Origin of the sequence: Novipirellula artificiosorum (genome assembly GCF_007860135.1) — a bacterium.
Classification (GTDB): Bacteria; Planctomycetota; Planctomycetia; order Pirellulales; family Pirellulaceae; genus Novipirellula_A; species Novipirellula_A artificiosorum.
On record NZ_SJPV01000001.1, the window covers coordinates 477,003 to 503,965 of the forward strand.

6 protein-coding genes are annotated in these 26,963 nt (G+C 56.5%); 1 reads left to right on the plus strand and 5 read right to left on the minus strand.

The annotated features are described in order from the left end of the window. Positions 1 to 115 precede the first annotated feature (115 nt). The gene (locus tag Poly41_RS01635) at positions 116 to 1,063 is read left to right on the plus strand and encodes a GGDEF domain-containing protein (protein ID WP_146524175.1); all 948 of its coding nucleotides are present in this window, start codon (positions 116 to 118) and stop codon (positions 1,061 to 1,063) included. A 4-nt stretch (positions 1,064 to 1,067) separates the two neighbouring features. Here Poly41_RS01635 and Poly41_RS01640 read toward each other — a convergent pair whose 3' ends face one another. The 5 genes from Poly41_RS01640 to Poly41_RS01660 form a co-directional block, all read right to left on the minus strand. Continuing rightward, on the minus strand, positions 1,068 to 1,445 hold the full coding sequence (locus Poly41_RS01640; protein WP_146524176.1) for a hypothetical protein: 378 nt from the start codon (positions 1,443 to 1,445) through the stop codon (positions 1,068 to 1,070). A gap of 98 nt (positions 1,446 to 1,543) precedes the next feature. Next, on the minus strand, positions 1,544 to 6,592 hold the full coding sequence (locus Poly41_RS01645) for a Calx-beta domain-containing protein (RefSeq protein WP_146524177.1): 5,049 nt from the start codon (positions 6,590 to 6,592) through the stop codon (positions 1,544 to 1,546). Positions 6,593 to 6,808: 216 nt separating this feature from the next. Beyond that, positions 6,809 to 9,370 (minus strand): dockerin type I domain-containing protein, encoded by a 2,562-nt coding sequence (locus Poly41_RS01650; RefSeq protein ID WP_146524178.1) that lies wholly within the window; start codon positions 9,368 to 9,370, stop codon positions 6,809 to 6,811. 322 nt (positions 9,371 to 9,692) lie between these two features. Next, positions 9,693 to 10,205 (minus strand): polysaccharide deacetylase family protein, encoded by a 513-nt coding sequence (locus Poly41_RS01655; protein WP_146524179.1) that lies wholly within the window; start codon positions 10,203 to 10,205, stop codon positions 9,693 to 9,695. Positions 10,206 to 10,310: 105 nt separating this feature from the next. Beyond that, positions 10,311 to 26,492 carry a beta strand repeat-containing protein gene (locus tag Poly41_RS01660; RefSeq protein WP_146524180.1) on the minus strand — a complete coding sequence of 5,394 codons (16,182 nt, stop codon included), beginning with the start codon at positions 26,490 to 26,492 and terminating at the stop codon, positions 10,311 to 10,313. Positions 26,493 to 26,963 lie beyond the last annotated feature (471 nt).

Consider the following 26,963-nt stretch of genomic DNA (forward strand, 5'->3'; position numbering starts at 1 on the left):
TCAAAGCGATGCCGATTCCGCTAAAAACCTGGCTGCAACACCTTGCGTGACCCACTTTTGCGAAGCAGCGAATGGGTTCGCTTGCGAATAGCCACCTTCAACCCACACCACACCGATGACTTCGCTTCAAGACTTCAACTCACCCCTTACAGGCCCTGCACAAGTCGTTCCCTGCTACGACGGCGAGGAAAACGACGCGACGCTACAACAATCAACGGGCGACTTCCTAGCCGAGGCGACGACGCAGGAATCTTGTTTGGTCCAGATCTACCCGCCCGATGTGGTCGATGGGATGGTCTTGATCGAAGAAGACCTTCTGGAAATCGGACGAGATAGCGATGTCGACATCGTCCTGCCTGATAGCAGCGTGTCACGACGTCATGCCGAAATCCGACGTGAAGGAGCGGGCTACTTCGTTCGTGATCTCGGAAGCACCAATGGCACACTCGTCAATGAACATGCGGTCACCGAGAGACGACTCTGTTCAGGCGATACGATTCGGATCGGCAGTTTTTTGTTTAAGTTCTTGTCGGCGGGCAGCATCGAGTCACAGTATCACGAAACGGTCTACGGCGCATTAACACGCGATGCATTAACAGGGACGTTGAACAAACGCTATCTGATTGAATCGATGCAGCGAGAGATCGCTCGCTCAAACCGGCAACAGCTCTCGCTTTGCGTGTTGATGCTTGACATCGATCATTTCAAGAGCGTGAATGACACCTACGGCCATTTAGCGGGTGACGAAGTCCTTCGCGAATTTGGTGGCCGCGTTTCGTCAGTTTGCCGCGAAGATGACATGCTGGCTCGCTACGGCGGCGAAGAGTTCTGTTTGATGCTCTGTGGCACCGATTGCAAAGAAGGCCGAATCATGGCCGAGCGGTGCCGAGCGATCATTGCGGACACTCCGTTTGCCACATCCGTCGGGCCGCTACCGATTACAGCCAGCTTCGGCTTGGCTTGCCTGAACGCGAGTATTTTGACGCCAAACGCTTTGCTTGAGCAAGCGGACCAATGCTTGTATGACGCCAAACGCGGCGGTCGAAATCGGGTGTGTGGTTAAATCGTTATCCTTCCATCCGCAAGGTCACATCACCGCACAGGCCTAACCCTTCCCCATTCGTCGGCTTGAGTTCAAGCACAAGGCGATTGTGTGATTGAAGCACGGCTGCGATCTCGACTTCCAACGGAGGCTCGCTGATCGCCAACGGACTGCCGTTGAGGGTCAAAGAACTCAGCCGGCCGATCCAGTTAGAAATACAGAGCTTCACCGACGTGTTCTCGACGATCCCAGTCGGGCAATTGAACGTTCGAATGTAGAGGGCTTCCCTCGATTTCACCCCTGTTGAGGCAGGTCCAATGGGTTCCGGAACGTTCACGCGAAAAACGTCCGAAGACCCCTGAAACTGTTTCGTCCACGGATAGCGGAGTCGGATCGAATGCATGGGGTCGACAACCGGACAAGGGGCAAGAAAAAACCCTGATTGGAAATCCAAGCAGGGTTTTGTATCACGTTCAAGTTCCGCTAGCGACGGGTAGCGAGCTAAACCGCTTTTTGCTCTGCTCGGGCGAACAAGGCGTCCACGGCCGCTTGACTGAAGCCGTTGGATCCAGCCGTTTCCATACCCGCAAAGCCAAAGTCATCGTGGTCATCATAGCCGCCGAAGAACTGCAGCGCGGTTCCCGCACGGTTCACCACAAACTCTTCTTTGCTGAGCACGGCACTCAACACTTCGCCATTGTCGACAATCGTCATGATCGCTTTATCTCGAGTGCTGTTCAGCAACACTTCGATGTACTCGACACTGTCGAATCCATCCGCCGCCATCAAGAAGATCTGGTTACCCGAACCGTCGAGCGAAACCACACCCCCACGACGACCGCTGTCGGACGATTCGATCAACGCTTCGTTGTTGCGGAGGTAGCTCGATGCCAAAATATCGACACTGCCGAGCGCCCCGGCGGTTCCATAAACGGCAAGGTTGCCGGGAACAACGCTGGTCGCTGCACCGACGGTCACAGGAACCTCATTGGTACCAGCCAAGAAAACGTTGTCGCTCGAAACACCAAAGGTAAGCACATAGGATCCTTCGGGCACTCCGGTAAACTCATAGGCCCCGTTGGCATCGGTCAACGCCGAAGCGACGACCTCACCCGAAGGCTTTCGAAGCTCAACCAGGACGCCCACCAAACCCCTCTCGTCAGCGTCTTGCTCACCATCGCGAACCGGTTCAACCGCACCCAACGACTCCGTCACTTCCTCAAGGTTTTCGATCTGATCGATGAAGATCGAACCCGAAATCGTTGACGTTCCAATCGGAGCATCGTCGTTATCGACAATGATCGCCGTCGACACGGTTGCCGTGCCGAGCGTCGCCCCATCGGTGGGACTGCTGAGCGTCACCCGGAACGTTTCGTTCGGCTCATCGATCGTGTCTTCGAGAATATTGATGGTGATGGTTTTGCTTGTTTCGCCATCGGCAAAGTCCAACGTATCGGACTTCGCGGTGTAGTCGGCACCGGCGGTTGCACTACCATCGCTGGTCGCATAGGAGACCGATACCGCACCGTCGCTGCCGCCGGTACGCGTGACCGTGAACGAAATCGTTGGTCCTGATTCATCCACCGAGCGGGTCGCTGGCGAAATCGTGAATTCACCTGGCGAGGCGGTTACATCATTATCGATGATCGTCGCCGTCGAGACGACTGCGGTTCCAAGGCTGGCTCCGCCCGTCGGATCGCTGATCGTGACGGTAAAGGTCTCGTTCGGCTCATCGATCGCGTCTTCCAGGATCGGCACGGTAAATGATTTCGAGGTTTCACCATCCGCGAACTCCAACGTTCCGCTGGTCGCGGTGTAGTCAGCACCTGCCGTCGCCGTGCCATTGGCCGTTGCATACTTGACGGTGATGACGCCATCGCTACCACCGGTTCGCGTGACGGTGAAGGTCGCAGTCCCCGAATCCTCATCGACGGTACGGTTGGCGGGCGAAATGGACAGTACACCTGCAACCACAGCCGGCTCATCGTTGTCGGTGATCGTCACCGTGGAAACTTGAGTGGCTCCGAGGGTTGCACCGCCCGTCGGATTGCTGATCGTGACGGTAAAGGTCTCGCTGGATTCATCAACCGTATCGTCGAGAATCGGTACGGTGATCATTTTTGAGGTTTCACCCGCAGCGAAATTCAACGTCCCGCTGGTCGCCGTGTAGTCGGCACCCGCCGTCGCCGTTCCATTGGCGGTGGCGAACGCAACCGTAACGATTCCATCGCTGCCAGCCGTTCGATTCACCGTGAAGGTCACCGTCCCGGCATCTTCGTTCACCGTCGTGGCGGCAGGATCAATCGACAGCACTCCGGGAAGCAAAACCGGCTCGTCATTATCGGTGATCGTCACCGTCGAAACTTGAGTAGCTCCGAGGGTCGCACCACCCGTCGGATTGCTGATCGTGACGGTAAAGGTCTCACTGGATTCATCAACCGTATCGTCGAGAATCGGTACGGTGATCATTTTTGAGGTTTCACCCGCAGCGAAATTCAACGTCCCGCTGGTCGCCGTGTAGTCGGCACCCGCCGTCGCCGTTCCATTGGCCGTGGCGTATGCGACCGTGACAATGCCATCGCTGCCAGCGGTTCGATTCACCGTGAAGGTCACCGTCCCGGCATCTTCGTTCACCGTCGTGGCGGCAGGATCAATCGACAGCACTCCCGGAAGCAAAACCGGCTCGTCATTGTCGGCGATCGTGACCGTCGAAGTCGCAACGGCCCCGAGACTCGCCCCATTGGTGGGATTGCTCAAGGTAACCGAAAACGTCTCGTCGCTTTCGTCAACCGAATCGTCGGTGATTGCAACCGTAAAGATCTTGCTTGTTTCACCGTCGGCAAAGTCTAGCGTCGCGGAAGCAGCCGTGTAGTCTTCTCCTGCCGTCGCCGTCCCATTCATCGTCGCGTAACCGACCGATACTGCACCATCACTGCCCGTCGTTCGATTGACCGTGAACTGAACCGTCCCTGCGTCTTCATCCACGGTCACCGTTGCCGGCGCGATGACGAACACACCTGGTACCGGCGTCGGGTTATCGTTGTCAATGATCGTCGCGGTCGACGTCGTCACGGTGCCCAGCGTGGCTCCGTTGGTAGGAGCAGAGAGAGTCAGCGTAAACGTTTCGTCGTTTTCAACAACCGCGTCATCGGTGATCGCCACCATCACGGTCTTGGTCGTTTCACCAGCGGCAAACGTCACCGATTGATTGACCGCAGTGTAATCCTCGCCTGCTGTCGCCGTCCCGTTGGAGGTTGCGTAGGTGACCGAAACCGATCCATCGCTGCCACCGCTGCGGTTGATCGTAAACGTGGCCGTTCCGGCACCTTCATTCACCGAGATTGCAGCATCGGCGAGAGCCAGCGAACCAGGCACCACGACCGGCTCATCGTCATCAACGATCGTTACCGTTGCGACATCCGTTCCAAGCGTGGCTCCACCACCGGGAACACTCAATGTCACGGTGAAGTCTTGATCCGGCTCATCTTCGCTGTCATTGGTAATGTCAATGACGATCGTTTGCGAGGTCACGCCTTCGGCAAACGTCAGCGTCCCGTTCTTCGCGGTGTAGTCGGAACCCGCTGCTGCGGATCCATCGGCGGTTGCGTAGTTGACGGTGACTTCACCATCGCTGCCGGACGTACGATTGACGGTCAAGGTGACGGTGCCCGCATCTTCGTCGATCGACGCGGATGCCGTGGCAAAACCCAAGACGCCAGGCTGTTGAACGCTGCCGATCGGCAACGCGTTGATGATGAACCGCGCGTCTTCGTCAAGAGTCAATCGGTCTTCGGTAACGATCGATCGAGGTTCGCCACCTCCAGCAAGTTCCGGGGTGCTTGCGGGCTCGACAAACGCAGCCGCTCCATCACCACCGGTCACCACGTCCGCATCAAATGCGGCCAGTCCATTGATCGCCGCTGCAATCGCGTTGTAGCTTCGATTCGCGACGGTCGCCGCTTGCGAGTTGTAAGTAACGGTGATCTCTTTGCTGTTGGTATCGTACGCCGCGGTCGGCGCGACATCGCCAGCACCGCCACCGTTGAATAGAATTCTGACACCGTTGAATTCTTCACCCGCCGTTGTTGCAACGACATTGATCTCCGTGCTCGTGCCGAAGGTGGCCGAAGCCGCGACGAGTCCGTCTTGAGAAGTCGATGGATCCAAGAACCCATAGATCAAAATCGCTTCCGCGTCTTCGCCCATGTTGACGCTAAACTCGAGCCCGTTTACCGCTTCTTTGATGAAGATCGGAATGCTGTAGGAATCGAAGGGATCGTTGAGCGTGTTCTCATCCGCACCGGTCACATCGGGAACAATGCTTGTCGAACCCAGCCCACGAATTTCATTGAACAACTGGTCCGGATCGGACGGATTAAAGACCCCTCGTGCACCGGTGTTGGAGTAGAAACTGCGCTGACCAATCGAACGGCTGGCAAAGTCCAGCGAGTAGTCGATGTTATCCGGAGGATCCGGCAACCCATTGGTCACCGCAAATTCACGCGTGGCGTGAGGAACCTGCGCTTGATCCAATGGGAACGTAAAGGTTCCCGATTGAATACGAGGCTTTAAATTGACATTCAGTTGATCCTGGCCGATTTTGTCAGCACCTTTAAAGCGCACCTGAAGCACAAAATCGTCGGCGGTTCCGCCTGGCGTATTCTCTCCTGGGATCTGAATGATCTCGAAATCATCCGCCGTGAACGCCACTCCATCGGCCGTTTCAACTGTCGGCAGCGCTGCCGCGACCGTGCCCGCCGGATCTGCGACAAAGGCGTCCGCAAGAATATCAATATTGTTCGTACTGACAATATCGCCGTCCGCATCAGTGAGTTCAATCCGCAGCAGCAGTGTGCTGTCGGGGAAAGCTGTTTCAAGCTCGCTACCGACGGACAACTGCTGGGCCTCGCTGATCAATGGCACCACAAAACTGCCGGGATCGGTGATTCCGACGCCACCCACCTTGATGTCCGACACAAGCTGGAACACTCCACGTCGATCCGGCACACCGTTGGTTTCGCCATCGCCACGCAAATCGAGGTAAGAAATCTCGAGATCGAAAACTTGCCCTACCGAAACATCGATCACACGAGTCCCGTCGCCGTTGGTCGTGCTCGAGAGGATGTCGCCGTTGGCATCTCCACCGAGCGCTCGAAGTTGCAACTCGATCACGGGGTCGCCGGCGCCTTCGCCGAGACGGTTGAGCTCGTTGATCACCATCAACGCGTCGGACGCGCTCACTTGGCCATCATCGTTCACGTCAACAAAACCGCTGATCTGTTCACCCTGGACCCCAGCACCTGGCTGACTCAGGTAGTTGATCACCATCAACGCATCAAGCGGCGTGACCTGCTGATTCGCATCGACGTCGGTCGGCATCGAGGCATTGTGATAGCTACTGGCCAGAATATCACCAGCGAGCAACTCACGTCGCTCCAACAGCTCACTAATCAGTCGCCGTTTCTGACCGCTTCGGGAAGATTTTTCGATTCGTCGTTTTTCGGCCTGCGGCCATCCAGAGCGACCAAGCAACTGACGCAGATGTCTCATCTGTTTCTCTCAGCAAGATAAAAGTAGAGATTGGGGGGAAGCCTCGGGTCCGAAAACAATCATGACTCTTACAACTGTTTCGGACATTCGTGTTCGATTAGATCGACCTAGGACGACGAGACCGGATTAAGGACGAATTCTGCCCATCTTACCCACACTCGCTGCATTGTCAACGAAATAGGGTGATTACGCCTTCGCCGTGCGTGCAATCGGCATTTAGACATCGGTTTGTGCCGAATGGTTCCAAAGTTTCGGTGCAAACCGATCACGGTTTAATGAATTTAGTTCGCCTTCGTTTTCCAGTAGATCGTCGCAATTCAACGAATCGAACTCTATTGTGGTTAGCCCATTCCCGTTCACAACCGTTTTTCGCAGTAAGTTTCGTGAGAATTCGGGCCGCAAATCCGCTCCAATGGGGGTATCACTCCACTCCGACATCGCTCGGTCCACAGACATTTGGGGGTTTATTGCGGCAAGCGCACCGACCACGTCGCTTTGCAACGCCCCCGCTGCCTCCCCCTCGTTGGGGAGTGTCAATTCGCTTTGTGCCACTTCGAAAGCAGCTCCACCGCTTCCAAAATCGGTCAGCGCATTGATCACGATCAATGCGTCCAAAGCGGATACCGAACCATCCGAATTCACGTCGATGTATTCGCCCGATGCGGGATCACCGCTCAGTTCCCTGGCTCCGCTCGCAGTCAAATCGTTAATCACGACAAGTGCATCGTTGGCAGTCACTTGTCCATCATGATTCACATCGCCAGGCAAAGCCTGATTGTGCCACGGATTGGAAACCTCACCCGCGGCAGAGGCAACGATGGCCGGTCCCCCCACGCCCGCTTGAAGGAGCAGCGTCGGCTGACCGAACTGCAACAGGGGCTCAGGGAGGGTCAACTCGACCCGATAGTCGCCATCAGCCAAATGATCGAATTGCCAGAGTCCAGATGCATCGGTCGTTACCCAACTCGGTTGCCCAAAACGAAACTCGGCAATTCCAATCGACGTGCCCGCATGGCCAAAGGCTCGAATCGATGCAATGCGACCTTGAGGATCGGCGAAACTCAGCGACACGGTCTGGCCCAAAGCGATCGGGCCAGTCGTCGTTCGCCCGATCAACTCACCCGTCGCATCATACGCTTCGAGACGCCCATAGCTGGGCTCGGAACCCGCAACCAACGTCAATTCGACTTCACCGGTCGGTTGGTCTGGCGTGGCGACAAAAACGGTTTTCTCGTTCCAATGGGGCGTCCACTCCAAATACTGAGCGTTATAGGCCTGGAACAGCTTATTGCCGTTGAAGAGCGCCGAGGAACGCACACCCACGGTCGAATCAAGCCCAACACCATGGGTCGACAAAATCACATCGGGTGAGTTGGCGCTGCTAATCTTGCCATCGGGAAGTTGGTCCGCGACGATCGACTGAGAGGAGATCGGGGTCCCATCGCTGTGCTGGATCCGCGCCGTGACACCGCTTAGCAGCGGCTCGTTGGGGCCGCGAACGCCGTCGTCATTATCGTCACGAAATGCGTAACCGAGGAGTCGCCCGGATGAAACGGCTGGGACAAGATTCGACCCAGTCATCGTGTCGCTGGTCACCGAAGACTGCTGATCGACGACGCGCCACTGAATCTGCGAAAACGGCTCGGTGATTGCCAATTCGAGCTGAAACTCGGCCTCTGGGCGGTTCGGGGATGACGCAATCGTCCAAGGACCGTCATCCAAACGGTATTGCAGTTCGCCAATCCGATTGAGCGTGATGTCGCTTTGCGGCCCCTCCGAGTTCTGGTTGCGAAGCGGAACGGCGGACGCCGTACCCGAGAAATGATAGATCAACGTCGCACTGTCAAAGTACCCCACCGCGTCGAGCGCGAGTGGCACGTCGGCAAGATCAAAAATGCCATCGCTATCGCTATCTTGCCAACCCACCATCGCCAGTGTCGACGCAGGACTGATGTGGCTCTGATAAGCAATGCTCAACGGGACCCCACTCCGCATGATGCTGTCTTCCTGAACAAAACCCTCCGTGGGATTGTTCGCCGCGTTCCAGTTTTGAGCATCGTAATAACCGCGCCGATCGGTCCAGGAACCCCCACCGGGGTATTCGTCGCGAGTCCAGAAAATGTGCCCCATTTCGTGCGTGATCGTCGACGCCGGTCGCGACGAGGGGGTCACCATGAACAAACCACCCGCAAAGGCAAACGCGCCGGAGAAGTAACCGCCCGATGCGAACAATCCGTCGGGATCATCTGACGAGTCGATCACAAAAATCGTGAACGCCCAATCGGTCCCCAGCTTGGACCGTTGATCATGATTGAATTGCTGAACCGCCGTCTGAACCGAATCGCTACCGGGATAGCCCAGCGAATCCATCCACTGAGCAACGGCCAATTCGAAACCCTCGCTATTTCGATCAATCAGCTCATAGGGGGTTTCCACCGGATCAGCGGCGTAGGTGTCGTCGACAACGAAATCCAGCGTGTGAACCGTATTGAAGGTGTCGAGCGTGTCCGCCCACCAATTGACCCCTTCGTCGACCTTTGCCAACATCGCATCGATTTCAGCGGCCGACCAATTCTGAGTTTCCGCATCGCTGCTGCCGTCGGACTCAAAGAAGACGGGGGTCACCGCGACGGAGCCGAGTAGAAACTCGCCCGTGTCCATTTCCGTCATCCCAATCGGCGCAGCGGCCAACAAATTCCGCTGCTCAAGCGATTCAAGCCGCAGCTTGCGTTTTTCGGCCGAACGCCGGCGCGGTTGCGAAGATCGAATTCGAAACATGGACGAAATAGCGAGGCCAACAAGAAGAGGGGATGCGACGACGGATTGCTTCCATTATCGGTGAAAATCGTTCTCGTTCACCCCTTAGACGCAAAAAACCGCCTCTCGTTGCAGCGAAATGAACGGAATCTCCGGATTCTATCAGCCGGGGAGATCCCCTTTCCCAAGTTAGCCAACCTTTTCATTCTGGCTCTTCCACGGAATTGGTGGCTAGCGGTTTGTTATCTTCATGCCGATTCCCAGGTTTATCAAGGCATTTCAGCTGACTCGCTAGGCACGAACCCTGAGCAATACTTGCAAACCGGATCACTCTGCGAGGCGTTCAACAAGTCCCTGGTGAAGGAATGATAGTCGTCGTAGCGAAGCGGTGCTTGGGCCAAGTGAAACACATTCGGTGACTGCCAGGACGAGGCCAGCAACCTGCGAAAACGATCTCGTGTCTGCTGGACTGCAATCGCTTCGACGCATTGAAACGCCAACCGACGGTGTAGGGATAATTCAAGATACACCGCGGCCGAGAAGACGAGCGCGCGATAATCGTCTGCATGGCGATCGATCGCCAAAACACCTCGGCGATGCCGCGTGTCAAAATCAAACCAGTCCGGCGACTTCGGAAATGGGTCCACCCGTGCAGAAGCCACTCGTCGCTGATGTCAATCGCGTCTCGCAAGGGCCGCGGATCCAAGGCAGGCTCGGCTGCATGCCAATGGGGGACAACCGCACAAGCAAATCGCGAGTCGACAAGCGGCCGAAGCATCGCAATGATGGTTTCAACGTCATCGAGAAACGGAGCCGCAACATCGTGAAGGATGATCAACAATGGGGAAGTAGCCATTGCCTACCTTATCGACGTTGCCGGTTCCGATAAAAAGGGGTCTCTCGATCTCGTTGGCGTCCCTGCCATCCATCGTGGAACGATTTCTTTCATTCCATGTTTACATCAATCCATGTTTGCGAAAATCTTGTCGAGTACCGACACGGGATCTTCGTCCGATTTTGCTTCAGCGGTATCTTCAGCGATCGTGTCGACGACCGAATCAAGACTCATCACCGCAGCGGAATCAAACACACTGACCTTGCTCACCGGATTCGCGGCAAGGGGTGCCACCGACTCGGTCGCGATCACTGCGTTTGACTGCGAGGTTGCTTCGGCAACCAAAAGGTCACCGACCGCCGTGGCTCCCGATGCAAACACGCCATTGCCGGCTGGGACATAACTTGTCGCAACTTGTTCGCCCTGCGGCGTGAACGTGTTCCGCATCGAGTTTAACTCATTGATCACGCTGAGTGCGTCCGCAGCCGTGACCACCCCGTTGCTGTTGGTATCAGGGAACGGTGGCAAATCGGTGGGCAGCGGGAACTGATCGAGCGGAATCGACGAGACACCGGCTCGGTTCAAGGCATTGATGATTTGCAGGGCATCAATCGGTGTCACTTCGCCACTGTTGTTGACATCATTACGATTCAGCGGGTTGCGGTAGGGATTGCTCGAGACAAAGATCTCAAAGTCCTCGACTTCACCACTGTCTGCAAACCCACGGGATCCCAACGCACCGTCTTCGCTGATCCGGAATCGAGCAAACGTGCTGCCTGGCTTCGCCGTATCGGGGACGGCGATCGACAGGGAATTCCCCGCACCAACGCCCACCAAGGCTCGTCCGCTGCCAACCGAACCGAATCGTTGCACTTCACTCAGTTCGAATAGCCCATTGGCATTCCAATCGAACCATGCATCCAAGTAGAAGACGCCTGGTGCGGGAATGGCCACATTGCTCGTCGCATCGGCTGGCAGGTTAATGTCAACCAAGAACGTCGTCGTGAAACCGGGCCGCAGGGCGTTGCTGACGCGGACGCCATCATCGAGCCGATCGGCATCGGGAAGCTGTGCATCCGCATCCGGAGTCACGCCACGACCAAGGTACAAGTTTTCGATGACATTGTGCTTCGGTCCGTTGTCTGCATCGAGCGAAAGGTAGGGCGCCGGTGCGTCACCGTAGTCCGCACCTCCACCGACGAAGATGACCAATTCGGTCGTCCCCTCATCGGTATTGCTTTGCAGCAGGTTACCGACATCATCGCGAATGATCGGTTGGACCACCGCACCGCTGCCGGTCACCGTGGCAATGCCGTCAATCACCAATCGATCACCGACGACCGAGATGCTGACGCCGTCCAGCCCAAGACTCTCGATCGCATCGGTGTAGAGCTGAGCGACTTCGTCGCGGGTCGCATCAATCGCAATGACCACCGGTACCGTCGCCTGTTGTCCGGCTGACGCAATTTGCTCGAGTGTCGTATTCGTCAAATCGATCGAGTAGTTTGCATCGCCACCAAGGGTCACGCGACCATCGCCTGCGTTGGCAGGGTCAAGCCCAAGACCTGCGCCGCCGATCGCTCGCACCAAGGCCTCTGCGACACTGTCCAGCGTGGGTGTCCCGTTGACGGTCACCGGAATCGCATCGGGATTATCAAGTCCGCCGCTAAGATTCAATTCGAACGTTCGAGACAAGCTGGCACCACGCCGAATCACGAAGGTCTGACCATCGGTCACCGTATCAGCAACCGCAGCACCCTCGTTGGGAACTCGAAGGCCAAAGCCAACGGAGGTGCCAATCGAAGGACCCGTGATTTCCGTTGTAATCGTGATATCCGCAGTCGTGGTCGAAGCCGTCGCGAACGGTGAATCCGCTCGCAGCTCGACGCGATTGTTGACGACCTGTGACGTCAGGTTCAAGCCTGCTGCCACAATCGCGGTGTTGAGCGCTTCGGCAAGTTGCTGAGTTGAATCGGTCGCCAGCACCGGTACTTGAATACTGGGGAAGACATTCTGGATGCCATCGGTATCGAACTCAAACACGGCCGTTGTCAAACCGTCGCTGACCGTAACCGCTTCACCATTGGCCGCACCCACCAGCGCCGTCGTCATGGTCAAATCAATGTTCGTCACCGTGACCGAGAACACATCCGACAACGGCGTTGCCGTTGCGAGCGTGGAATCGCCCAGCAGTTGCACCCGGTTATCTAACGCGATTGCGTTCAAATTCAACCCCGAAGCGTTGATCGAATCGGCCAGTGCCGTGGCCAATTGCGGGACGCTGGCTGTCTCGGGCACACTCACCGCGATCGCGTTGGCTCCGCCCACGTTGCCGTCGGTATCGAGTTCAAACGTTCTTTCGATCGATCCGTCGAATAGGGTAATCGCCTTGCCATCAATCGCCGCACCGAACAGGTCGGGCGAGACAGTGATGTTGATCCCCGTATCGACTTCAAGCGTTGTGAACGAACCGTCCAGCCCGATCACGGTGGTCAATTGTCCGTCCGTGTAAGTGTCGCCGGTTGCGATTCGCAGTACGGCATCGGTTGAATCGAGCAAGCGAACGACATAGACCGAATCGTCTTGCCAAATACCGGCAAGCGGAGTCAAGCGGATCACATTGTTGGAGGGATCGTAACCGAATGCATAGTCTTCGCCTTCGACGAGCGTTTGACCATCGCGGGTGACCAGCAATGCATCGCCCGTCACGCTCGCGTCATCGATCCCCACGCCTGGCGTCGGGTCGGCGCCCGCGATCCCGTCGATCAATTGAATATCGAACGCAGAATAGATATCGCCAAGGACCGTGACCACTTGGCCACCGTCGAGTCCAATATCGGGTGCCCGCGGTGAAATCAGCACTGCTCGTGGGCCCACCTCATCTGCGCGATCTTCGGCACCACGATCCTTAAAGACGCTCTCGCCGATACCCGGAGGTGTTTCGACAAGTGGATCGTCGACTCGCAATTGTCCGTTCACATCCAATCGAGGCGAGATGATTGGACTCGGTGGTAAACCGATCGCAGATCGCACCGTCGATAGTGAGGAGCGATCCTCGAGTGAGTCGATCGAACTATCGATGATCGGCGCTCCGGCACGCGGGGTGAAGACCAATTGCACCGGATCAACGAACAACTCTTGTGCGTCAGCCAGGACCTGAGGATACAAGCCCGTCGACTCCGCTTGACTGTTCTGAGCGTCCGTGGCATTTCGATAGTAAGTCGTGCCGCCAACCACGGTTTGCAAGCTGGTGCTGTCCACCGACAATGCGGTTTGGGTGTTGGCCACGACATTGTTGAGTAACGTGGGGGCGGCACCTTGCTGGACGACCAACCCTTTGCTTCCGGGGATGTAAATGTCAGCTCCGACCGCTGACAAGGCACCGACGGCGTCAATGTCAGCCCCGACAGGACCGCTCGTTGCCGTGCCTTGGCCAAGGTCGGTCAAACGCACAAATGCAAATCGATCTTGAGCATTGAAACCAAACGCATCCAAATCAATCGTTGAATCGATTCCTGCAATCACGCCGACGTTGATGAAGTTGGTTCCATCGCGACTCACCTCAACCGAAACGCCTTCGATCGCACCCGTTTCAAAGACCACCAAATCGGGTCGAGCATCACCGCTGCCGGTTAGGAAGTTATCGGTAAAGCCAACCGTTAACACGCCACCAGTCCCAAGCGAAACCGTCGTGTCACCATCGACCGGTTCGGCACCGTCGACGGAATCGGGCACGCCGAGCGCACGATCCGGGTTATCAAAACCGGACGTCACATTGGCACCCACCGTGAAACTGGCAACCGAGTCGGCAAAGGAGATGTCACCTTTGTCAAACAGTTGGTCACCATAAACTTCTGGGAACGTGGTCGCAGACCGATTGACGGTGCCCCCCACAATCGTATTGTTCAAAATCCGATCAAATGCAACCGGATCACTCAACGTGCCACCATCGGCACTCAACCCGGTAATGCGAATGCCTGCACCCGAATTGAAGGCCAGCACATTGCTTTGCACCACAACGCCGGGCAACAAGTTGTCGGTATTCAGTTCCACAAGGTTGCGAGGATAGGTCACCACCGAGGGACTCGACGTGACACCCTCAACACCCTGAACGTCTGTTTGGGAAGCACGATTGAGATCGATCCCTGCATCGGAATTGAACGCAAAGCGGCTATTCTCGATGAGGATAATGCCTTGGTCGCTACTTTGGCGATTGCTATCCCCCCTCAGATCGAAGAAATTGGTTTCCGCAAACGTTCCATCCTCGCTCGTGATCACCACGTCCCCATAGACGTTGATTTGGCGATCACCGAGCATATTGATCAGATCCGCTTGCGATTGTTGGAAACCCAGGTTCCCGTTCGCACCTGTTGCGGCAATATCTAAAAGCTGCGTGACATCCGTCGACATCAATGCATTGATGATCGCATTGGCGGCTTCGCGTTCGGTTGCCGAAGCCGCAACACGAATCGCCACGTCCGATGTCGGAGCATTCAAACCATCGCTAACACCCGAGTCATTGAACAAATCAAACTCGAAAGTCAAATCGGCACCAAGACCGGAAACGGTAAACGTTGCACCATCGACGATCGCACTGCCCGCTAGCGCGGTGAGGACGTATCCTTCACTTAATCGATCATTGGTATCGAAGGTGCGGAATCGCGATGCGGAGGCGCTTTGTACGTATTCACTCGCGTCACGAATTTCCAACTGGTAGGCCCCCGTCACCGTGGGCTGAGTCGGTTGGGAGGGGGTCGTGAAGTCGCGTGTCCCGTCGGCGATGAAGGTTTCATCCGTAGCAACGGCCCGCGATGCCGTCACGATTTCGCCACGCTCGGCAAAACCGATGATGAAGTCATCCAAGTAAACACCTTCGAAGGCATTGTCACGTGATCCGGCAAGGTTCCCCTCACCGAACCGATCCCCATAGCGTTCATTCGCATTGACGAACGGTCCGAAATCGTTGACCGTGAATGCCGCCAGGCTAATCGATGAACCCGATGCCGGCACGATCGAAGTGTCCCCTCCGGTATATCGATCTGCGATGGCTTGGCTGGTGGCTGCCGCAACCTCAGTTGCCGAAGCGGTGCGACTCACCCGAATCGGGTGTCCCGCCAGTATTTCTTGTCCACTCGTTGGCATCAAGATCGCCGAGGATGAAGTGATCTCGGCGGCTCCGGGCACTTCAATCATGTTGCCATCGGTCGTGACGTCCAGGCTGAGCAAGAATTGGACCGAGGCGGTGTAGGAATCGATTTGCCCGGTCGAAGCCGTCCCATCAATCCGAGGATCGTAGTTGACGTTCCCCAATCCACTAATACCGATGTAGACCACACCGCCATTGGTCAAAGTCGTTTCGACCGTATCGTTGATGGAATCAACCAACTTAGGCAACTCATCGCCGTTGACGTCAAAGAAACGAATCGCCGCACTCAAACTGGGATTGGTGTCCAAATCCACATCGACGGAAATCGTCGTCCCAGGTGCAACTTCCGCGCGAAGCAAGTCGACATCGTCAAGGTTGGTCGCGTTGCCAAGAAGATCAACGGTACCAAGTCGTCCAGCCCCCACAATCGTCGAGTTACCGCCGACGTAGGGCAACACGGTGGCTTCGAATAACAAGTCGTTTCGTAAATCGCTTACCAACGGATCATCGGACGGATCCGAGAAGTAGAATCCACTGACAACGTTAAACTGCGGCAACGGAACTCCAGCAGCCATCGAGAAAGCTTCGGCAACTTCCATTTGCGACAACTGAGCAATCGGCTTTCCGAGTGCGGTCAAATCCACCGAGACCTGATCGACACCCACGGGCCGCCCCCCGTCATTCAGAACGTACTCGACGCCCGCATAATCGACAACATAAACTTCATTCGGATCGGTATACAACAATGCCAATTCCGCACCCGATGGAACCAAACGGGTCATGTCAATCGTGTCAGCGACTAACGTTGCAATGGTCGCTGCACTGAGATCCTCAAGCATGGTTCCTGTCGGTTGTGCCGACAACAGATCGACTGAGATCTGCCCCGCAGCAACGGGTCGCGTGCCATCATTGAGCACATAATCTTGACCATCGACGCGGATCACTCCAACCGCGGTTGCATTGGCCGCATAAACCTTGGAAAGCTCGCGCCCGGACGGTGTGTAGACCGACGGAGCAAAATCGATGGCGAAGACTTCGCCGTTGACAACAATTTGCGAGTTCTCGACCAGCTGATCCGCTGCAACCGTTCGCATCGTGAGCGTGCCGGTCTGCGTGGTTCCCGCGGTCGCATACTCGATCCGCAAACTCAAGCCCGATTGGCCCGCAAATGCACCGAGCGGGACGCGCGCTTGTCGCCAAGTCCCATCCGCATTGTCAAACAATTGCTGAACATCGGTGTCAATGTCATCGTCATAGATGCCGAAGGGCGCTGGATCATCAAATTCGTCGTCAAAGCTGCCCGCCTCTCGTGCTTCGCTATTACTGGCGACAAGATGCTCGACGCCCTCTTGGTCAACCACATAGACGCGAAGGGAATCACGGTCTTCACGGAACACACCCGGATCCGTGGCGTCTTCATCGACCCCGTCATTCTCAAGGAAATAGTTGAAATACAACGTCGGCAAGTCGTTTGACGAGAACTCGGACAAGTCGATCGTGTTACTTTGAACGACCCCTTTGGCTCCGCCGGGGAAGTTATAGGTATTGGTGACGTCCGCGCCGTCTTGACGCGGGTTCACGATGTTGCCGTTGCCATCAAAGATGACCGGTCGTTCTGCGCCGGAGGTGTAATTGCCGCCAAACGCGAACTGCTCGTAGTTGAACGCCAACGAGTTACTGCCCGTGATTCGGTCCGCACCTGGAATGCGCGTGTCGCTGTGGATTTCGTTGAGCCCATGACCGAGATCAAGGCCACGCGTGCCGGTTGTGTGCCAGAGGCTGTAGTCCAACGTGCTGAAGTCCAATCCCAACGCCCCGCCAACTCCGGTGCTGATCGAGGTTCGCCCTCCGGCAAACACCGGCTGCAGCTCACCACGAGTGTTGAAGGCATGGATCGTGCCATTGAATGTGATCCCGAACAACAATTGATTGAGTTCGCCATCTTGGACGCTGTCCGGTCCGGCTCGCAGCCCTGTGAAGTTCAATCCAATCAAATCGGTCGCAGTCGTCACGTAGCTGCCGACGGTGCGGCTGCCGGGTGCCGTCGCCAATTCGCTGCCATTGACAACGTACAAACCGCCCGTATTGGACACGGCGAATAAGCGATCACCCATCAAGTCGATCCCGGTGACAAAGCCACCGTTCGCCAACCCGCCCGCGGTCAAATTGCCCGTTGGCAAACTGCCCGGACTGTTGACAGGGTCCCCAATGAAACCTCCGATGATCTCGACCGATCGAGGATCGGCGACACCGGGGGTCACGGTCGCGCTGACGCTCGGCAAATCACCTGCCGTATTCGCTTGATCGATCACATCGATGATCCGATTGGCGATCACCGCGGACGTGTCGGTCGGGAAGAGCGGAATGCGATAGTTTCCAGCACCCACGCCCGGCTCGCCACTCAACGACAAACTGGACGAGACGCCCACTTGAACCGAGGCCGCTTCGGCTGTTGGAAGCGACATCTGCGTGCCGGCAGCTGAAATTGGGATACCGCGACCACGAATCGTGTCCGCAAGTCGCTTGGCAACCTCTTCTGGCCCAAGGTTGGTCGAAATCACGACCGGAACGTTGCCGGCGGTGACCAACGCCGGATCGGTGACAAACTCAAAGACCTGCGGAGATTGTCCCGGCAAGGTGATCGAAACACGGTCACCAATCGCGACCGAGCCGAAGTCACTGACGATCAGCGTGTAGCCTTGATCAAATTCGAAGGTGACCGTCTCCGAGACGTTCGTGAGTGTGAAACGGTCTCCATCAAACAAACTTGGTGAGGAAATGCCTTGGGCATCGGTTGCGGTTGCCGCCGTGAAGCCCAATTGTCGTCGCTGGGTGCTTTGTGGGGTCGTGTTGATCTGCCCAATTTCCGTCGGGTCCGTTCCCGCCCCGGCATTGGCCAGCAAGAGATCGAAGGCAGTTCCCGTGGCCACTCCGTCTTCTTCGTTAAATCCGTACAGAATATTGGTCGAGTATTCTAAACCTTGCCGTGCAATCGGACGATTCCCAACAAAGAAACCGGTTTCGCTACCTCGGAAGGCCCCAATCGCAATCGCTTCTACCTCGATTCCATCATTGCTCGTCTGATCAAGAACCTGGGGTCCCGGGGCGGCTTCAATCGCCTGGTCGTGGTACGTGATAATCTCGGCCCCAACACTGAGCGGGGCGCTCAGCGTTGCATCCTCGGTACTGATGCGATAGTAGAACCATGCATCATCCGCCGCGGCACGGTCATCAAAACCGCTGTAGGCAAACAGTTCGCCGTTGCCGCGGAAGGCAACATCGCGGATTTCATCCGTAAAGTTACCGACCGTACCATAGCGATTTCCGGTGAACGGATTCACGAGCACCAAGCTGCTGCCGGTGTTGACATACAACATCATATCGTCGAACGCATAATCCAGCAGGGATTCATTGTCGAACAACAACGGGATCGTCGGTTGGCCAGCCGTGCTGCCGTAATAGCCATCAAAGTTCTGGCCCGCAAGACGTTGGACCGAGTCAATCGGTTCGAGTCGTAGCAACGGGTTATCGGTATTGCGATTGAAGAATTGGTCGAGCGGCTGCGGAACTTGTTGTTGGTTCGAGACCGCAACGAAGTAGGTCCCTTGAGCCAGTTCGCTCGAACCGATGAACGGATCGCCCGTGCCAAAAGAACCTCGCGACAGATCGGACGCGTTGGCGTTACCCAAAGGTTGATCGTCCGCCACGTTGCTGTCCGATCCGACCAAAATCAACTGGCCGGCAGCATTGAACACGTACAGTGCCGTGTTGGCACGAGCCAGTCCATCGGAATAGTCCAGGTCGAACGCGGTCGCCAAGTACATGGCCGCGTTGTCGCGAGTGAGATCATCATAATTGATATCGAATTGGTACCAATCGACATCGGTCAAACCGCTCATCACGCCGCCGATTGATTTTGACAAACTGTCACTCGAAAGCGGACCAAACGTGGACGCAGCTGCGTCTTCGGTCGTCGAAAACAGGCCGACCACTTGGGCACTTCCAAGCGTATCGTTCGGCGCATCCACCTCGTATTCATCACCCGCTAACGGGCTGTGAAGTGGACCACCAATGACCTGAACCCCGTTGACCGCATAACGGACATCACTGTAGCGAATTTGCGTACCCGCATGTTCGTCAACCTCCTGCAACCGCAGTTGCAACTGATAGCCACCCGAGGTCAAACCTCGACGCAAAGAACTGAGTTCTTGGTTCTGCGTTTGACCGGACACAACCAACGATCCGTTGGAACCCGATTCCACACTGCTGCTGCGAACACGAACATGATAGAGATTCCGCTGCCCTGCTTCGCCAGGCAAGATCACCCGCATTCCCGCATCTCGCGGGTTGCTCGAGTAAAGGTCTTGATGGTCGGCTGGGGTTAACGTTGGATCATCGGCAGATAGCTGATTCAACGACCTCGCATTGTCTGCATCGAATCGTCCATCGGAGCCAGTCAGACGATTTTTCGTTCCCATCGATTCCGCCAACGAATCATCGGAAAGAACCAACGTGTTCCCGTTGGCATCAATCAATTCCAACACGGTATCAAGCCGCAAATCGGTACGATCAATATCCATCCAAACCAGCGTACCGGCTTCGCCAATGAACGAATAAACGTCGATGTCGCCCGCAGAGCTGACCGAGCCATCAACGATGAATCCGATTCGTCGGTTCTCATCGCCTGATGCTTTGTTCGGCGCAATTTCCCCCAGGTATTGGGATTGTCCAGGAGTCGGGTTGGTATCCGAAACACCAACATTACGAGGCTCATTCTCACTCGTGCTTGCGACATTGCGATCATCGGCCGCTTCACGAATCGTCACACCATCCCACGATCCGCTGCCATCGACGGTAATCGGCAACTGGACATCAAACGGGTCCGCCGGATCACTAGGGATCCATTCCACAAAACTCGTCACCAGGGCGTTATCTTCGCTTGGGTTCAATGTCCAAGTGAACGCCGTGGCAATATCACCGAGTCCATTAGCGGAGGTTGCATTTGGGAAGAGCGGATCGTTCGGCAGGGCAGGCAAACCCGCATCAATATCGCCGGTAATGGATGGAGTCAAGTTCTCAGCGTTGATTGCCGTCAACAAGCGTGCGGCGTCGTCACCGGTCCATCCATTGAACGTGGCATTCGTCTGATTGATGCCGTCATTTTCATAGATGCCTCCATGACTGAACCCAAAACGACTCTGGTTGTCGATGATGTAGGCTCGGAAATCTTGTTCGCCAGCTGAACCGACACGATACAAGATGTCTTGATTGTTGGCGCCGGCCCCATGACTCATGTAGCTGGTGACCTGCATGCTCTGGACAGCACCCGCGTTGATGTCCTGGCCGTCCGACGTGACAAATTCGACGGTGGTGTACAACACAGCACGGTTATCGAGAATGAAAGAAGTCGCGGTCCACTGGAACTCTCGTGTCTCGCCTTGGAACGGCCCCACCAGGAACGTCCCTTCGCTGACCACCGTGTCGTCGTCGACAAGTGTCGCCGCCCGCGTGATGGTGCTGTTGATCAACCGGAACGGAGCGGGGTCCGCAATCGTCCCCGGGTCAACCTCCACATCCACAAACGTGGTTGCCAAAAACGCGTAGTTCTGCTGAACAAACAGATTGCCCGTCGCTTGCTCGATCCCGGTCGCCGAGATCGTATCGACCTCCGTTCCATCGAGGATCGTGGCTTCAAAGAAGCCAACGAGATTCGGGTCAAGGTCATTGTCAATGAGCGTTGCATTGTTTACCTCGGAATCGGTTCGGTCATACTCGGGTCCCAGTGGCAACCCGGGAGGCAGTGGATCGCCAACCCCTTCGCTGGTCAAAACCGTTGTTCGGATTCCGTCTGCGTTTGTATCGAGTGCAGGTAAACCGTCCGGAGTGAATCCGGCTCCAATCGTATCGTCGACCAATGCGGTCAACACGACGGGGAAATCAGGATGGCCCACAATCTGCAAACTGCCGCCGATGCGATCGGCAATGTCTTGAAACTGCTCTTCCGCAGTCGCCAGGCTACCGCCAGCAACGATGCCGGCCGATTCACCTTGGAACTTCACAACCAGGCTGCCCCGCGCATCACTTTCTAGCCGCATGCCGCCATAGATGTGCTGGTTTGGAATCTCGATCGATTCGCGAACGATGTGAACAACGTCCACGTCATCCAAGACGACCTCCGTCGAAACTGACCCTCCACGAACTTCCACACCGTTGAGTCCAAATGCATCGGAGTCATTACTGGGGTCATCCGGATTTGCCTGCGAACGGTTCCCTTGCAACAAGGGGCCGCTATTGCCTACGGAAGAAATCGCATCCAGCGAGCCCGTCGCGCGGCCAGGATCGATCATTTCCTCAAACGAGAAACTATTCACGTCGAACGAGGCCATCGGGCCGAAGCCCCCCAAGAAATCGGTGTTCACAATCACCGGCTGAGATGCCAACACAAACACCGTCCCACTGGCATTGTCACCACGACCGCCACGATCAGGCTCGTTCGGATTGACGAAACCACGACCGTCTGCATTTTGTTCCATTCGGCTGTTGGCCAATCTCAGGTCGCCTTGGTGAACTTCAATCGTGTTGAAGCTCGCGAACCCACCTGGAATTCGAGCGGTTCCACCGCCACCGGCGATCGTCGCATGGTCGATCGAGGCACTTCCGCCGAACCCAACATAAAGACCGGCCCAATCACCCGGCTGCAACTCGGATCGGCTCGAAGATGCATTGGTATCAAAGGTCCCACCCGCACCGTAACGTGCATCCGACAAACTGGTCATCACCACAGGTCGTTCGGTCGTCCCTTCGGCATAGAAATGACTGCCAAGGGTCACGTCAATTCGTGCACCTTGCATCTTCAATACCGTGCCCGGGTCAAGCTTCAATCCTGGATCGGGGCGTGCGGTACGGCTTTGCGTCAGAGTCGGCAACGAGTCGGTGCCCACGATTGCCGAATCAACGAACGTTGTCGCACTGGCGTTGAGCGTCCCCACCAACAAAAACTGTCCTGGTTGTCCACTCGGCCCCACGATTGCCCGATAGAGACGTCGGCTGGTGTAGCTGGAGGAGGCCGGGAGGGTCGGCAATCCGGACAACCGCATGGCGCCTTCGTTGGTCAACTCATAGCTCGTGGTCGGCTGACTCGGATCGCTTTCCCGGCCACTCGAATCCGCAAACGTGACACGATATTGGTATTCGCCCGCTAACACATTCCCCGTCAACAGATCACCATTGGCATCACGATCGCTGACTCGGATCAACAAACTGTTTGGCGCATTGATGCTCTCAATCGGACCACCGGCGTTACCGACGATCTGCAGATTTTCCGTCAACACATGCACGATATCGGTGTCGTCGAACCGAGCATTCACGGTCAAGGGCTGCAACACCCCACCGGTCCGTGTCGCGACGCGGACAAACAGGCCGTTGATCGTATTGTCGACAACGACGTTCCCGTGGATCTGAGGACCCACACGGGAATAGTCGGGAGTGAAATCAGCGCCACTCAACCGTGCTTCGGTAAACCGCGATTCACGGAAGGTGTCGGGCGTGGCTGCCATGGCGGCATCGGCCGATAACCGAACGCTGCTGTTGATAATGGTCGGCCGTGTAATGGCCATATCGATGGGATTGACGACCACTTGGCGACCGTCAACCGAAACTTGGCCACCGCCGTAACGCAAATCCGCGTACTGCAAGTGGTTCAAGAAGACGCCTTCCTCTTCGAGATTCTGACGCGACTGATCCGCCGAATCAAGATCGCCACGGAAATCGATGCCGCCCCAATCGCCTGGTGACGCGCTGTCCGCGGTGGCAGCATCCAGATCGTCGTTGAAACTGGTAAAGATCACGCTGCCGGGGATCTCGTTGCCGTTGATATCAAGCAGCGGTCGTCCGCTGGCGCCGATCAGCGTCGGCGTACCAAGAATTTGCAGAGAGGCATTGCTGGTATCAACCAGTGGCGCGGTGCTGCCGATGCCAACGCGACTGCGTCGCATCTTGAAGACGGCCCCTGCATCCACCACCAAATTCACGCCTTGGGGCACCACCACCGAATCACCGTCGGGCAACGCGATGCCGCGATTGTCTTTGCCGATTTGGTAGGCAAAATTGTCCGTTACGGTGCTCACATCGCCGTCGGTCCCGCCGTTTCCAACAACCCGAATCGTATCACCCGGCCGAGCCGCCGCGATCGCATCGTCAAGATTCAAATAGGGATTCGGCGTCGCCCGGTTCAGATCGGGATTCGGCGCAGCCTTGTCAACATAAAGCGTCGTATTGGGATCGTTAGGAACGAACCAGAAATTGAACAACCCGCCGGCGTCTCCGTCCAAGTCGCCATCGAGCGCATTGCCGGATGTATCGGTGATGCGATCCGCTGCGGATGCCCGGAACGACAGATTCAACTCGTAAGCCCCTTGGCTCAAGCCGCCGAAACCGCTGCCGGGCGTTGCCGGATCATAACTGTTGTTGCCCGATGCGCTGACACCCACCGCGTAGGTTCCGGCCGCCAGGTCCAATTCGATCAACGAATCACTGCTGAAGTAATCGTCGTTCGCAGCCACTTCGGTAAACGTCCCGGTCACCGGATCGAGTTTGTACAATCGCAGCGCCGTATTCAGCAAACTGGAGGTCGGCAATCGCTCGGCCAAGGTTTCGATGCTGATCGCACCTGGCTGACTAAGGGAAAAGCGATAGACGTCGATGTCATTGCTTTCGGGGCGATACATGTATTGCCCGTTGACGATATCCGCCACGCTGGGGAAGGCCGGCTCGTTATCCGTTCCAGGCGCCAACACCGATGCGGTGCTCTGCGTGACCGGTTGTGGTAGATGGTCTGCATAACCGTAGCCAAGCAGCTGCCCGACCGCCAAGAAGGCCCCACGGAAAAACTCACCCCCCAAGGCATCATCATCGGAATCGTCGAAGTCTTGACCATCAAGCACCGCCAAGTCGTCGAATCCATCAAGGTTCCGGTCGCGGGTCGCCACCACAATCGATTCCGGATTCCCGAGAATCACATCGCCATTCGCGTCCGTCAAGGCCGCGGCACTGTTAACCCGCGCGTCGGCTCCATAAAGCTCGCCAACCGCGATCGAGAAGGACGTATCGCTGGTCAATCCACCTGTCGTTTCAACAAACTGAACCCCGAGGTACTCGCTGAACAACGACAACACTTCGCGGACGCGAGCCTTTTGCTGCTCCGTGATCAAGTTGAAGTACGTGCGTGTTTCGTCGAGGCCCGGCTTGGTCGGATCATCGCCTTGCCAACTGCCGACGAAATCATACTGATACTCGGCGATGCCCGGGTCGGAATCCGCGCCGCGCCGAAGCACGTCGAGCGGAATCGTCCGCGAAAGTCGTGAGGGATCGTCGGGACGCAAGTCTCGCGTCCCCGGAACATCCGAGCCGCCCGGCAACTGCAAGTCGTAGTCAACCGTATTGAGGATCTCGCCGCCCAAATGCGCCGATTGAATCCCCGCGTTCGGGTTCGTACTGATGGTCCATTGGCTGTTCAAGTTGAACGCGCCCGAGAAATTATCGGCGACATCGCCGCCCGTTGTGATCGTGTCGGGAACGAGATGAATCGGCTCGCTCGAACCGACCCGAAGCCGCGCCGCCCCGGCGAGGAATGCTCCCGGTTGAGTTGGATCCGGAACTCGCGAAAGCGCGTGGGGGAACTCCAATCGAACCACTTTGGTCGTCGAATTGTACTTGGCTAAGGAGGGAACCAGTTGGACATCATCGGCCGTCGAAACCGAATCTCGCGTGTAGATCAAGCGATAGAAATCTTCGGTCTCGAGCGTCGAGACATTGATATCGCCACCGTCGACGTGCACTTCGATCACGTTCGCTGCGACATTCAATGTACCATCGGCTTGCCGAGCCACAGGCTGGGGAACCACCGCCAACACTTGCGGACCTTGGTTGACGCGAAACTGCCCCGTGACACTAATCCCGTCGTTAAAGTACTCACCTTCCTCATTGCGAAGCCCCGCAACACCCGCTGCGTTGATATCGATTCGGTAGGTATCGTCTGGAAGCGCTTCGGCAAACCGGAACACGACCTCGTGCGACGAATCCCCGAACCCAACGTAACCAGGCTCGATCACCGAATCGCTTGCCCCCGTCATCACCAAGGGCGAATACGTGGGCGCGCGATTTCCCATCAATGTATCGCCATCGCCAAATTCCAGTGTCCCCGTAACCAGCGACGCCGCCTCGAGGTTGCTGTTGATCGCGGTCAAAAATTCATCAACGGTCGTTTCGAATCCTACCGACGAGTTCACCTGGACCTCGACGGTCGACGCGTCGACCAAGACGAGAGGCAAGGCTTGGCCACCATAATTACGCTGCTTGACGACGATCGTCGTCCCCGTGCCGTTTGCACCGGTCCGGGTCGCCGTCAACCGCACGCGAACCTCGCCGCCCGTGCCGAGATCCGTGACCGCTTGAGCCGAATTGGCACCTGTCAACACAACATCGTGGCTGGTGTCGACCGTCAAGCCAACCTTCGTCAGCGATGCGCCCGTGACTTGCTGCACGGTCACATACTGATTCACCGAAGCGGTGGTGTTCACGGCGCTGACCAAGTCCGCAACGTTGGCAGGCCGTCCCGGAGCACGGTTCAGATCCAAAGTGATCACCGGACTCGCACCGGAGACGTCGACCGACGTGACCACCGGCGTGCCGCTGCTGCCGCGATCCGAACTCTTGTAAACAATCGTGGTCCCGTTGCCCGAGATCCCCGTTGAGGTCGCCCGATACTCGACCAGGACCGTTCCGCCAGTCCCCAAGTCGTTCGTCGCACTTGCGGCCTCGAAGAACCCATCGCTTCCGGCACTGGTGATCGTGATCCCCTGCAGCGAATCCAGATCGAGGTCGGCGCTGCCGTCAAACCGGAAGATCAATTCGCGCGGCGAAACGTTCAACTCAGGAACGCTGCTGGGCAACGAATCGGTCACCAACGTCTCAAAATCACGAAACAAATCGCCCTCGTTGCTCTGAACCCCGACCAATTCGGGGCCAGCCAACAATTGGCGTGATTCCAGTGACTCGGACAACAAGCGACGCTCTTGGCGACGACGCTTACTACGCAAGCGGCCGGTTAAGTTGCGAATGCTTTCTTGGATACCGTCTCGAACGCTCGATTTACGGTTGGTCATCAAACAGCCTCGTGTTCAGTGCCATCGGTCAATGGCAAATTGGGATCTTGGGAATCTGCGTGAATGCTTCTGCCTTCGTCAAAAACTGCCTGCAACGCCACCGCACCGTCTTCCTGGGCTGAACCCACGAATCGTCGACAAATCAAAGAAAAAAGTGCGATTTTGGTAACCAGGGCAACTTAAGAAAAAGAGTTGTTTTGGGGATTATGCAAGCAGAGCCTGCTCTGAATTCTAGTTGTGGATTAGCGTCAAGCAACGAAAATCACCTGTACTACAGGGTTTAGGTCGGTTTGAGCCGATTTTATGCACATGATCGTTTCCCCCCGATTCCTGGCGATATTGGACGAACGAACATTCGTGAAAGTTCCGCTATTGCGTGCTGAATCCCTACGTTGCTAACGTCCCCTACAAACCGCACTCGATCCTTTCGCGAGATCCTCCAAAAGAGGGGGGTCACGGAAACCTAGGGAC

Excerpts from the sequence above, each read along its gene's own strand:
- Poly41_RS01660 (WP_146524180.1), bottom strand. The coding sequence starts at position 26,492 with ATGACCAACCGTAAATCGAGCGTTCGAGACGGTATCCAAGAAAGCATT.
- Poly41_RS01655 (WP_146524179.1), bottom strand. The coding sequence starts at position 10,205 with ATGGCTACTTCCCCATTGTTGATCATCCTTCACGATGTTGCGGCTCCG.
- Poly41_RS01650 (WP_146524178.1), bottom strand. The coding sequence starts at position 9,370 with ATGTTTCGAATTCGATCTTCGCAACCGCGCCGGCGTTCGGCCGAAAAA.
- Poly41_RS01645 (WP_146524177.1), bottom strand. The coding sequence starts at position 6,592 with ATGAGACATCTGCGTCAGTTGCTTGGTCGCTCTGGATGGCCGCAGGCC.
- Poly41_RS01635 (WP_146524175.1), top strand. The coding sequence starts at position 116 with ATGACTTCGCTTCAAGACTTCAACTCACCCCTTACAGGCCCTGCACAA.
- Poly41_RS01640 (WP_146524176.1), bottom strand. The coding sequence starts at position 1,445 with ATGCATTCGATCCGACTCCGCTATCCGTGGACGAAACAGTTTCAGGGG.